Genomic DNA, 12324 nt, shown 5'->3' with positions numbered 1-12324 from the left:
GCGGATTTTCAGGAGCTCAAATTCAATAAGAATTGAATATATAAATATAATGGCAGCCCGGAAGGACTGCCATTATATTTTATGTATCAAATCAGGAATATTGTATCATCCCTCTGCTGGAGTACCTTTTTCGTTGAGGAGATACCAAAGGACATCGGAAAGATACAGTTCAAATACCTTAGGAAAAAGGAGTACAAATAATGAATAACCTTAACTTTGACGAATTCACAAAGGCTATCTCCGATTACGTGGGAGTTGACGCCTCTGAAATAACACGAGACACGGACGTTTACGATGATCTTTACCTCGATTCACTTGGACTTTTCGGTCTGGGCTCGGAGATAACAGAAAGCTTCAAACTGAACGTACCCCTTTCGCTGGTAGCTTCTATAAGCAAGGTCGGTGAGATCTTCGACCTCCTCAACGAAAAAGGTACTCCAGCAGAGGGCTAATATGGTATTGTTTTTTCTACCCCACGCAGGTGGTTCGGCAAAAAGCTACAGTTCCTTCAAGCGCTTTCTGCCAAAGGAACTCACAGTTGTTCCCATGGAGCTCTCAGGACGTTTTACACGCCCTTCTGAGCCACTCCTTGACACAATACCCGACTGCGTTACAGATCTCATAAACAAGCACTCAGAACTTCTCAGAGGTGACTATGCTCTCTTCGGACACAGCATGGGAACGGTCCTCGTTACCGAGCTTGTGCGTCAGGCAAAGAAAAATGGACTTGCAATGCCCTGTCATATATTTCTTTCGGGGAAAAACCCTCCCGACGAGGACATACACTGCTTTGAACATATTAAAAACGCTTCCGATGAGGAGATAGTTTCATTCTTCACGAAAAATTCTCTTTCGTCAGCCGTTCCTGTACCCGATCATGCTCTTGTTAAACTACTCAACCGCATACTCTGCACTGACGTGCGCATGGCTGAGGGCTACAGAGCAACTCCCGAGGACGTAAAGTTCCCCTGTGATATCACGGCACTTTACGGCATTGAGGATCCCCTAATGCAGAGGACGGATATGCAAGGCTGGAGCCGATTCACCGACGGTAAATGTGAAGTGATACCATTCAGCGGTGACCACTTTTATTTCAATGAGCATAAGGAAGAAGTCTGCAGCATAATCAAAAAGAAACTGCACATATAACAACTCAAAGCCCCCATCACAATGATTTGGGGGCTTTTTTTGTTCAGATCATCTCTTGTAGCGAATAAAAATATCATCTGTTTTACTGCCACAGCCCTTGTTTACATCAGCAATTTCGCAGCTATTCTTATATTCGATGGTTTGGGTTTGGTTGAATAAAGCCCTGTTCTGCCCACTTCATCGAACCGCTGCCTTTCTGACAGTGGTACTTATAGCCGCACCGCTGTACCTTACTCTGCGAACAAGAAGTGTTATCAACACAAGGGCAGCCGCAAACGCAATCTGTATCATATAGCACTGCATAACTCCCCGGAAACTGTATGCCTCGGTCTCAGCTATCATATTATTAGCCCTGATATACCAGTATACCGGCAGGAATCTCGCTGCTGCCGCCACCTTGTCGCTGAGCACCTCCAAAGGTATGAATACTCCACAGAAGAAGCTCATTCCAAGTCCGGCAACCTGAGTTATCAGGCTCAGTAAATTGTCCTTGGGTTCAAAGCTCGATATGAGCACTGCCAGAGCCGCTATGACCATGGAGAGTATAAAGCTGTTGAGAACTGCCAGCCACGCTCTGCCGGTGTACATCTCCTCATTCAGTACCGCTCCTACTATAATGAGCAGCAGCCATATAACAAACACGAACAGGAAACTGCCAAGGAAGATCTGGAAAGTGTATGATGAATTTCTCATGGACGAGCAATTAGTGCGGTAGCGAACGTCCTTCCTGTTCATTATCACCAGCACCATGCTGACAACGCTTATGATAACGGATATGAGTATATATGGCATATACTGGAAATATGCCGCGAAATCAACGCTGAAATGGGAATCTCCACCATTGTCGGCTCTAAGCATACTTACCTCAGCGTTCTGCTCCAGTACCTCCTCTGTACAGCTCACAGCCTCGGTAACTGTCATGCCCATAGTTGTATAAGCCTTTACAGAAACCGCATATTCATTAAGCAGCTGTCCCATATATACTGTAGAGAACCTTTCGTCGAGGCAATAGCTGCTGAAGAGGTCCGACGTATCCCCTGCCGCAATTTTTCCAGCATATCCCTTGTTTATTATGAGAGCATAGTTAGCCCACTGATAATACAGTGCATCTATTATAGCATCCTTGTCATTCTCTATTTCAACTATATCATTGCTTTTTCCTATAAACTCCGCAAGAGCATGGCTCTCTGGAGTATCATCCTCGTCGAATATACATATCCTAAGCCTGCTCGCCTCGAAGCTGTTATCCTTGGTCGCAGCACTTGATACTATGACCGATACTACGATAAAAACGACAACATATATCATCGCAGAGGGCAGCCTTTTTTTCATAACCCTGAGCATAGCCTTAAATACTTGCATATTTCTTCCTCCTTGAACATATAAAGCCAAGAGCCGCAAACACAGCCGTTATCACTGCCATAGCGACAAGCTTTGATATGAAGCGGTCGTAATCCTCATAGATATTCAGACAGTAGAAGCAGTCGGATATAAGAGCCGCAGGGTTGATATTATTGAACCACGGTAGCTTTTCGGCTATGATAGCCTTCATATTTCCCACCATAAGACCGCTGCAGAAGCACAGTAGCATGACGAAAGAAGAGATGATAGCTGTCTTTGCCTTTTCGCCGACGCGGGCGATAGAGCCTACGAAAAATCCGAAGGAAACTCCGAGTATTCCGCCCATTATTGCCGCAGGATATACAAGGTGCAGCCTGTCGCCGAAGTCCACCTTTAGTATGAAGGCAAGGAAGGATACGCAGAGTAACATACATAAGGTCTGCAATATGCAGCTTGCCGTAAGGCTTGCAATTATGCTCACCGACTTGTGGGCAGGAGAGCAGTTGTTCCTTGCTCCGAGAGCCGAAAGGTCAGCCTGATTCTGGATCGTTATGTGCATTCCGATATTGCAGCCGAATAGTGCCACCATTGCGATAAGGTTGTAAAAATACTGTATATACACATCGGGATTTCCCTGTGTAAGAGGTATCTCCCTGCAGGACGTGACCGACTCTCCGGTAAGGAAGGATATTACCTCCTGGGCCTTTTCGGGAGCTGTATTTATGGCGTCCATAGCAATCTTCTCACGGACGGTATACTGCTCCAGAAAGGATTTAAGCATGGTCTCACGCAGTCCCCTTTCCTTTACGGTAAGGCTCAGCTTTTCTCCGGATACGATCACGCCCTCAACTTCGCCCTTGTCCAGTAATTCTTCAGCGCTTTCCATATCCGTAAAGCTCACACTGAGGAAGGGATCCTCCGAGCTCTCAATGCCTTCAATCACTTGTCTGAAAGCTGTATTTTCCTTATCCTCAACTACAGCAACAGGTATGGAGCTGAATTTTTCAGTCTTTTCGTATATGCTGCCGAAGGCTACCTTGAAGCATATACCGAGAATTATCGGGAAAAGTATGAGCCATATCATGAGATCCTTTGTGCGGAGGCCGCTCTTCAACTCATATTTTAATATATGCAGGAACATAGTCAATCCTCCTTGTCTCTGAGAGCAGTGCCGGTTATTTCAAGGAACACGTCGTTTAGAGTGGGGAGCTCTGTGTATACTCTTCCGAAGCTCAGCTCATTCTTCTGCAGAACATCAAGTATCCTTATGAGATTGTGCTTGCCGCCTGAGCAGTATACCACAAGCCTGCCCTCACTGTACTCAGTATCGTATACATGAGGCATAGAAGCCGTCTCCTTAAGGACTTTTTCCGGAAGCTCCAGTATCTCTATGGTTATGGTCTCGGTATTCTTTATCATGCGCTTGAGCTCGTCCTTTGTGCCCTCTGCCACTTTTCTGCCCTTATCCATGATAGCGATACGGGTGCAGATCTGCTCCACCTCTTCCATATAGTGGGAGGTGTATATAACCGTAGCGCCGTTTTTGTTGAGCTCCTGTATACCTTCGAGGATACGGTTACGACTCTGCGGATCAACTGCCACTGTGGGCTCGTCAAGGATTATTAGCTTTGGCTTGTGGGCTATGCCGCAGGCTATATTCAGTCTACGGAGAAGTCCTCCTGAGAGCTTCTTGGGATAGAATTTCCTGAACTCGTCAAGTCCCACGAATTTTATGGCTTCCTCCACATACTGTCTGCGCTTCTCCTTATCGTTTATGTAAAGTCCGCAAAAATAGTCTATGTTCTCATACACGGTCAGTTCGCCGAATACCGCCACGTTCTGCATGATTATACCTATCTGCTTCTTTATGTCGTAGCTGACAGGAGTCATCTCCCTGCCAAATATCTCTATACTGCCCTTATCGAAGGAGAGCAGAGACAGCAGACAGTTGATGGTGGTGGTCTTTCCGGAGCCGTTGGGGCCGAGAAGTCCGAATATCTCCCCCTCATTTATTTCAAGGCTGAAATGGTCGAGGGCAATGAGATCGCCGTAGCGCTTTATGAGATCATGTATCTTAACAACTGTTTTTTCCATAATATTTCCTCCCTTGTGTTTTTTACTGTAATTATTATACCTCACCGGAAGATACTTTTGTAGTGTCCACAGTCAGTTCCTTATATGACAAATGTCACATTTCATAAATGCAAATGTCATAAAAAACCCGGAAGCAATTCGCCTCCGGGCTCTGGTCATTCTTCATTATTTATATCAGTCTCACAGGCGCTGTTTTCAAAGCAGTCCGCAAGAGCACTTTCAAGCTCGTCAAGGGTTCTGTAGCCCTCGAAAACTATGTCTCCCACCTTGAAAGCGTCTCCGTATATTGAGGTGTAGAACTCGGAATAACTTGGAAATACAGCACATTCTGCAGGGAAAGGCTGCTCCTCCTTGTCCGGCGCAACTGTGTTGAGAAAGTAAGTAAAATAGAAATATTTCACAGTCTCCTTTTTCTCTGGCTTCTTATCTTTTTTTATCTCCGCAGTTACCTCATAGATAAAGCAGAGGGCGTTTCTACCCCATTTTGCCTCTCCCTCCGCAGGAGTATATAGCTCTGCACCGAGAAGCTGTATATCAGTACACTCCCTGTCCTTCCATGTACCGGCAAGCTTTCTAAACTCTGCCTGCGTATAGCTGTCCATTTTATTGTATGAATCACGGCTTATGCTGCTGAGCTTCGTGATATAGTGCTGCAATCCTGCAACAGTATACTCCCTTTCAAAGCATGAAGGTATATAGCCCTGAGCAAAGCAAGCATCCTTTATCTCCTCCTCGCTGCCGCTGCCGAAGCTTATCTTTATCCTGTCACCGTTGTTTAGACCGCTGCTTTTGTCCGCGGTGAACCCAATACCCTTTACAGGCATATCCTCACAGCTCAACACAGCTGTTCCGCCCGGCTCTGTTCCGCAGTAATCTATAGACAGGAAGTCAAAGGGATCGAAAGGCTCAGCCTCCTCAAGACCGCTGACAGTAACCTCCCTGTCGATAAGACTGAGCCTTATTTTATAGCTTTTCTCAAGCTCATCAAGTCCGCTGCCGTCCCATGCAAATGTTATGATATCTCCGTTGGAGAGCATGGTATCCCTGTCAGGAATACAGGAAAGGTTCTCCTCCAGCCTTTCAGCAGCACGGCTTATGGCAGTCTCGTCGCCCTCATCTTTTATTCTGAAGGCTCTGAGGTTGTCCTTCACCATTTTTTCGCAGTCTATGTCATAGTCCGCAGAGGCAGCGGTATCAAGTCCGCTGAAATGAACTGCAAGATAATCATTTGGGTCTATCTCAGTCCTTCCGCAGCTTGAAAGCGCAGCCGCCGACAACAGGACTGCCGATAGCTTTATGATATTCCCTTTCAAAACAGGTACCTCCGTAAAAGCAGGAAATGACCGCAGAAACAAGTCCGCAGTCTGATATACATTATATCATAAGCCGCCGCTCCAGTCAACTCGCTGTCTTGACACTGCAAAAAAAGCCTGATATAATAAGCGTATATCCAATAATTCGGAGCAGATGTCAGTTCCAGAATTAGTACAGAAAAGAAGTGATATAATGTCCCTTAACAGTTTTATTTTCAGGAAAATGTGTACCAAAAGCGATACAACTCGTGACAGCGGTCTAACTACACCGTCGGAGATACAACGCTTTGATGATCTCCAGTACGGCAGCGACCCGAAATGGAACATGCTTGACGTCTACCGCCCCAAGTCCGCAGCAGACAGCCGGCTACCCGTTATAGTCAGCTTTCACGGCGGCGGCTGGGTCTACGGTGACAAGGAAGTATATCAGTTCTACTGCATGGATCTGGCAAAGCGAGGCTTCGCCGTTGTTAATTACACATACCGACTTGCTCCGAAATACCGCTATCCGGCTCCATTTGAGGACACGAACGAGGTATTTTGCTGGCTCATTGAAAACGCGGAAAAATACGGTTTCGATACCAATAATATCTTTGCTGTGGGAGACTCCGCAGGAGCTACGGGTATAGCTCTTTACGCCTGTATACTCACCTCACCGGACTACGCCGAAAGATATAGCTTCACGCCTCCGGAAGGACTGAAAATAAATGGGCTTGCCCTAAACTGCGGCATATACGACACTGAGCACTTCTGCACTGTTAAAACTCTTAGGGACTACCTTCCCAAACACGGCAGCGAGAATGTCCTCTCGGACCTGACAGTAATAAAGCACGTAACGAAGGACTTCCCTCCGTCATATATAATGACTGCCAACTGTGACAGTCTCCGCAGCGAGTCTCCAAAAATGGAAAAGGCTCTCAGAGAAAAAGGCGTTCCTTACCACTACAAGGAGTACGGCAGCGATGACTGCAAGCTCTATCATGTTTTCCACTGCAACATAAAGAACGCCGAAGCCACTAAGGCTAACGATGACGAGTGCGATTTTTTCCGAGAGCTGATAAATTAACTTTCAAAAGATTATCCGCCCTAAAATGACATCATGACTGAAAGGAGCCTCCTAAGATGACGGAACAATACGATGATATAATCGATTTGCCACACCATGTTTCGGAGAACAGACCGCATCTCTCCAAACAGAGCCGTGCGGCTCAGTTCGCGCCCTTTGCGGCTCTCACCGGCTACGAAGACGCCGTGGAGGAGTCTGCTCGCCTTACCGAGTGCAAAGCCGAGCTTTGCGAGGACGATGAGGCGGAACTGAACGAAAAAATAAAGCTCCTCAACGAACGCATCGCCGGGGAGCCCTATTGCGAAATCACTTATTTTGTTCCCGATAAACACAAGAGTGGAGGAGAGTACCTCACCGTATCTGGAAACCTTCGTTTTATAGAGGAAGCTTCGCGGCAGATAGTATTTTGCAGCGGACTGCACATATCAATTGACGATATAGTGAAGATATCCCTCTAAAAGAGCAACAGCCCTACCTCCGCCATTAGAGATAAGACTGTTCTGATTTGCCCTCTTACTAAAGGAAGGATAGCAGAAAAGGAATTAACAGCAATATATCACAAAGACCGCCTATAGTCTTTGTAAAGTGGCTGGCACGATCTCTTAGTGATACTGTATTTTCCGCGGTCCCGAGCTATCCGGTCGGGTATACGGAACAGCAAACCCGCAGGGGCAGGGAGAGTTATGTGCAGAGTCTCCCGGTCCGCAGGGTCTGTTGACTTGGATATGCTCCCGCCACTGCCTTACAGACAGGAGCCTTGTGCGGCTCATAAGGGAATGTGCCGCGGTATATCAACCGCACAGCAGCTGATATCTATAAATATACGTCTCTGTAACTTTTTTAATAACGCCGAGGACAAAGACAGACGGGAGAGGGGCCGTCTGTCTTTGTGCATAATTGCAGTTACCTCGCCGTGAATGAAGCTGTACGCTTCCATTCCTGAAAGCGTGCGTGAAAGCTTCTGAGGGTAAACTTGTATTGTATCACGCAGGATCATCTCCTGCTGTGAAGCAGATCTCCGCTCCGGAGAATACCTCCGGCAGCAAAAATACAGCTCTCAAAGGAGCCGCAGAAACAACGTCAGCATTACGCAGGCTGTATATACGGGAGGGAAAAACAGCTCAGCACAGCCGAAGCTCTGTACTGCCACCCTCAAGAGCCGATCTGCCCGGATACAGACTCCGCAGGCAGCCGGGCAAGCGCCCTGAAGCTGCATAGAAGTCTGTCAAATATGACATTATTCAATTTTATCACTCCAAAAATTTAATATCCCTTGCGCTTGCCCGCTCGAACTGCGGACGATATAGAAGCAATCCCTTATTGCTTTATCTTTATTATAAATAATATATGAATTGATAACAACCGAAAAAATAAATATTAGGTGGACAAAATGAAGAACTTGGTGCAAAAAAGCCCCGAACTTCCCATTTATTGCGGTCAGAACGGGGATTTTTAAATGTTAGCCGAAGCTGCTGATTATCTTTTCAGCTGCTTCCTCTCCGATGTCGAAAGTGTATTTGTAATCGAGCAGCTCAAATATCATTTCTCCCGAGTTGGTAAAAGCGATATAGCCGCTGCCGAAATACTTGCCCGGGTCGATTATTTCAGGCATTTCGAACCCAAATGCAACACTATACTGTGAAAGATCGGTGTCTGGATATGTCCAACCCGAATCGGCTGCCTGCCTGCGCAGGTAGTTGTCAGACTGAGAATACGATGTCAGCGATCCGTCAAGCTCCTTTAAAAGGCCTATCAGCTCAGTCTTTTCGCCTTCTAAAGCTGAACGATATGACTGCATTTCTGAACTGTATATATATGTCAGATCCATATAGTCGCATATACCCATTGAGTTCAGGCATCTCTGAGTGTCTGTAGGAACAAACTTAGTATTCACGCAGATATACCGCTGGGTTCCCGACTCTGTCGATACCGAGCATATAAACTCTTCGGTAATGCCGTCGAATACATAGACACTGTAAGGGATTACATCGCCGTTTAGCTCCATCTTTCCACTGTAGATGACATGGTCGATTGAGTAATTGGGGCGGCTGTCATATCTGTCCGAAATGGTGTATAATGAGCCCCTGTAGTTGAAACCGGTCAACGTTTCATTCTGAGGAGGCACAGCGTTCGTCACATAGGTGGTATGAGGAGATACTGTGCTCGATACATAGGTAGTCTGAGAAGGCATTGCCGTGATAGTCGTATAAATACCGGTTATGGTAGTCCTTGTTGTTGTTGTCGTAGTGTGCAAATATGTGGTAGCCCTTGTTGTCGTAGTGTGCGCAAATGTGGTGGTCGGGCGTGCTGTAGCACTTGTTAAAGGCTGGCGCGAGGTAGTTCTTGCCGTAGTGGTCCTTGCGGTAGTCGTGCGTATTGTAGTTCTTGTGACAGTTGTAGGGAAAGTATATCTCGTAGTCGTCAGAAGCATATTGGTATCCGTAGCGACAGCTTCAGGAGTTGTTGTAACCATAGTACTTGAAGCCGAAGTAGTTGACGTGCGGCGCGTGATCTCGGTATAGGAAGCTGTCGTCCTTCTGTCTGCTGCGGTGGTATTTGCAGCGTGTGAGGACGTTGCAGTCGCTGTGCTTGCAGATGATGCTACAGATGATGTTGGAGTCACCGTTGTTATTTTTGTTGAAGTGCCAGAAAACTCAGTCGTTGCAGATGCTAAAGACGATGCTGCAGTGGTACTGCTGTCAGTGGTGGTAACGATATCTGTATAGGCTGCTGTAGGAGGCTCTGTCATGTCGAACTTATTTCCACCGTTGGGTCCGAAGATTGGATCCAGAAGATTCATGCGCCATATACCGAAACATACGGTCAGCATTAGGCAGCAGCTGAGGGCAATAGATGTACGTCTTATAAATACTGCTTTTTTCCTTGACTTTTCCTTTTCATATTCTTCGCGGCGCCGGAAAACACTGTTTGCTATGTCTTTATAGTCCCTCATACTCAAAGCCCTCCTTTTCCAGCGTTGTTTTCAGCGCGAGCTTGGCTCTGTACAGGAGATTCTCAATCTGCCGTCTGCTTTTTTTCATTACTGCAGCAGCCTCAGCATTGCTCATTTCCTCAAAGAAGGTGAGATAAAGCACCTGTTTGTAATCCGAGCTGAGAGTTTCCATAGCCCTGTGAAGAGAGATCTTTTGTTCCTCGCGCAGATATTCCTGTTCAAGATCGCGCTCATCGGAAATATCATATCGTTCCTCTATGGGAATGTCGGATATGCGCTTGCTTTTACGCAGGCTGTCAAGTGCAGAGTTGCGGCCTATGGTGTACAGCCATGTCTTGAATGAACTTTTTTCCGAGTATCTCGGTCTCTTTGCAGCAAGCTTGAAGAAGGTATCCTCCATAAGCTCCTCGGCTAGACTGAGATTTCCAGCTATTCCATTGAGATACAGTATAAGACCATCCTTGTAGACGTGTATCAGCTCCACCATAGCTTCGTCGTCACCGTCGAGATAACGGCGGTACAGAGATGCACCTTGATCCATGAGCGCCCCCTTTCCGGAATGATGCTCCCTTCTCACTTATTAGACGTATGAGAATGGGAATTCTCTCATATATCTGAAATATTATATATATACATGATACTATGAAATAAGTTTACAGTCAAGTGAAAATATGTTATTATTTATATTTTAAAAATCAGTAAAGATAACATAAAAGCCATAAAACATATCAAAAATCCATTCATTTTTTGCTGTCTTTGAATTAATTGTTCATTTTTTGCTCTTTTCGTTGACAGAGTTTGTTGAAGGTGATATACTGAAATTACGGAATAGCTTGAAAAAGCTGCTGTTTAAGACCCCTGAAAAAGATTTTTCCAGTTTAAGACAGGTTTAAGATTATTTTAAGAATGATTTTATATCATGTAAGCAAGATGAAAAAAGAATGAGGGTTTTGTGAACCCGAGTTCAAGGTAACATGAAAAATCACAATGGAGGGAAAATTATGTTAAACAAATCAGCAAGAAGAACGGTTTCAGGTATAATGAGCCTTGCTATGATCCTCGGAACCGCAGGCGCATTCCCGGCTGCTCAGGTATCTGCAGCAAGCTCGGTAACTATCAATGAAGTATGTCCGAAGAATTCCACCTACACAGCTCCCGACGGCGGTACCTACGACTGGATAGAGCTCTACAACAGCTCTAACAGTGCAGTCGATATCAGCGGATGGGGCATAAGCGACAAGGCTGAAACACCTTACCGCTTCACATTCCCCGCAGGCACTACCATTCAGGCAGGCGGAAGAAAGGTAGTTTTCTGTGACGGAACAGCAGGCGAGACAAACAGCGCCATCGCTCCTTTCGGACTTTCCACCAGCGGCGAGACCCTCACTCTTACCGATGCTTCTGGAAACGTAGCTTCTCAGATAACTTTTGACGATATGGCTAAGGATACTTCCTACGGTCAGTATCCAGACGGAAGCGGAGAGTTTTATGTTCTCTCAACCACTCCAGACGCTGCAAACAGTGCTCCCGAGGGCTCAAACGCAATAAGGACCCCCGGTTTCTCCGCAGAGAGTGGTTTCTATAACAATAGCTTCTCTCTCACACTGGAAGCTCCTCAGGGCACAACCATTTACTATACACTGGACGGAAGCGATCCTACATCTGCTTCCGAGAGATACACAGGTCCTATCACAGTACAGGATATGACCAGCCAGCCTAACAAGCTCAGCGCAAGAACAGACATCTCGGCTTATACCGACATTCTTGCTCCCGATGAGGGCGTGCTCAAGGCAGCCGTTGTACGTGCAGTAGCAGTTGATTCTCAGGGCAGATCAAGTGCTGTAGTTACAAAGACTTATTTCGTTGGCTCAACCAACGTTGACAAGTACAAGAACATGAAGGTAATCTCACTCGTTACCGATCCCGATAACCTCTTCGATTACGAAAAAGGTATCTATGTAACAGGTAAGGTATACGAAGAAGGCGGCGGAGGCATGGGCGGCTTCGGCGGCATGAACTTCGGCGGCGGAAACATGAACTGGGGCAACATGGGCGGTCAGAATGGTGACGCAGCTCAGGGCGGCTTCAACATGGGCAACTGGAACATGGGCGGTCAGAATGGTGACGCAGCTCAGGGCAACTGGGGCAATGTTCAGCTTGGCGGCGCAGGCGGTCCCGCAGTAAACGCTGACGAAGATGTTCAGCAAGGCGGATGGAACATGGGCGGCCAGAACGGCGGTTGGAACATGGGCGGCGACGCACAGCAGGGCGGTGCTCAGCAGTGGGGCGGCTTCGGCGGCCAGCAGGGTGACGCAGCTGGCGGCTGGAACATGGGCGGCGACGCACAGCAGGGCGGTGCTCAGCAGTGGGGCGGCTTCGGTGGCCAGCAGGGTGACGCAGCTGGCGGC

13 protein-coding genes are annotated in these 12324 nt (G+C 46.9%); 7 read left to right on the top strand and 6 right to left on the bottom strand.

What is annotated here, in order from left to right; translation table 11 throughout:
• The 3 genes from J6U00_RS10730 to J6U00_RS10720 all read left to right on the top strand — a co-directional run.
• A partial coding sequence (locus tag J6U00_RS10730; RefSeq protein ID WP_296581722.1) for a hypothetical protein occupies positions 1–208 on the top strand: 208 nt, incomplete at its 5' end.
• Positions 201–452, top strand: a complete 252-nt coding sequence (locus J6U00_RS10725) for an acyl carrier protein (protein ID WP_296581720.1) — start codon at positions 201–203, stop codon at positions 450–452. The genes J6U00_RS10730 and J6U00_RS10725, both read left to right, overlap by 8 nt.
• Position 453: 1 nt before the next feature.
• Entirely contained in the window at positions 454–1149 is a 696-nt protein-coding gene (locus tag J6U00_RS10720) for an alpha/beta fold hydrolase (RefSeq protein ID WP_296581718.1), read from the top strand.
• Between the two features lie 177 nt (positions 1150–1326).
• Here the strand turns inward: J6U00_RS10720 and J6U00_RS10715 are convergent, their stop codons facing one another.
• The 4 genes from J6U00_RS10715 to J6U00_RS10700 all read right to left on the bottom strand — a co-directional run bounded on the left by J6U00_RS10715 (position 1327) and on the right by J6U00_RS10700 (position 5897).
• Positions 1327–2511 (bottom strand): ABC transporter permease, encoded by a 1185-nt coding sequence (locus J6U00_RS10715; protein ID WP_296581716.1) that lies wholly within the window; start codon positions 2509–2511, stop codon positions 1327–1329.
• Positions 2498–3631, bottom strand: coding sequence for an ABC transporter permease (locus J6U00_RS10710; RefSeq protein WP_296581715.1), 1134 nt, complete (start codon positions 3629–3631; stop codon positions 2498–2500). The genes J6U00_RS10715 and J6U00_RS10710 overlap by 14 nt, the downstream gene beginning before the upstream one ends.
• 2 nt (positions 3632–3633) lie before the next feature.
• Positions 3634–4584, bottom strand: a complete 951-nt coding sequence (locus tag J6U00_RS10705) for an ABC transporter ATP-binding protein (protein WP_296581714.1) — start codon at positions 4582–4584, stop codon at positions 3634–3636.
• Between the two features lie 155 nt (positions 4585–4739).
• Positions 4740–5897 (bottom strand): hypothetical protein, encoded by a 1158-nt coding sequence (locus tag J6U00_RS10700; protein WP_296581713.1) that lies wholly within the window; start codon positions 5895–5897, stop codon positions 4740–4742.
• Between the two features lie 193 nt (positions 5898–6090).
• On the opposite strand from J6U00_RS10700, the gene J6U00_RS10695 reads away from it, so the two are divergent.
• The 3 genes from J6U00_RS10695 (at position 6091) to J6U00_RS10685 (ending at position 8181) form a co-directional block, all read left to right on the top strand.
• Positions 6091–6963 (top strand): alpha/beta hydrolase, encoded by an 873-nt coding sequence (locus tag J6U00_RS10695; protein ID WP_296581712.1) that lies wholly within the window; start codon positions 6091–6093, stop codon positions 6961–6963.
• Between the two features lie 56 nt (positions 6964–7019).
• Positions 7020–7421, top strand: a complete 402-nt coding sequence (locus J6U00_RS10690; RefSeq protein WP_296581710.1) for a hypothetical protein — start codon at positions 7020–7022, stop codon at positions 7419–7421.
• A 547-nt stretch (positions 7422–7968) separates the two neighbouring features.
• A complete protein-coding gene (locus J6U00_RS10685) occupies positions 7969–8181 on the top strand; it encodes a hypothetical protein (protein WP_296581708.1) in 213 nt (70 codons plus the stop codon).
• 241 nt (positions 8182–8422) lie between these two features.
• Here J6U00_RS10685 and J6U00_RS10680 read toward each other — a convergent pair whose 3' ends face one another.
• Both J6U00_RS10680 and J6U00_RS10675 read right to left on the bottom strand, forming a co-directional pair.
• Positions 8423–9916 (bottom strand): hypothetical protein, encoded by a 1494-nt coding sequence (locus J6U00_RS10680; protein ID WP_296581706.1) that lies wholly within the window; start codon positions 9914–9916, stop codon positions 8423–8425.
• Positions 9903–10457, bottom strand: a complete 555-nt coding sequence (locus J6U00_RS10675) for an RNA polymerase sigma factor (RefSeq protein ID WP_296581704.1) — start codon at positions 10455–10457, stop codon at positions 9903–9905. Before J6U00_RS10675 ends, J6U00_RS10680 begins: the two co-directional genes overlap by 14 nt.
• A gap of 460 nt (positions 10458–10917) precedes the next feature.
• Here J6U00_RS10675 and J6U00_RS10670 point away from each other — a divergent pair.
• Positions 10918–12324: lamin tail domain-containing protein (locus J6U00_RS10670; protein ID WP_296581702.1), on the top strand; the 1407-nt coding region annotated here is incomplete at its 3' end.

The organism is Ruminococcus sp. (genome assembly GCF_017650195.1).
Classification (GTDB): domain Bacteria; phylum Bacillota; class Clostridia; order Oscillospirales; family Ruminococcaceae; genus Ruminococcus.
Note: the sequence above shows the minus strand (reverse complement) of the source record. Positions and strands in the feature narration are given on the sequence as shown.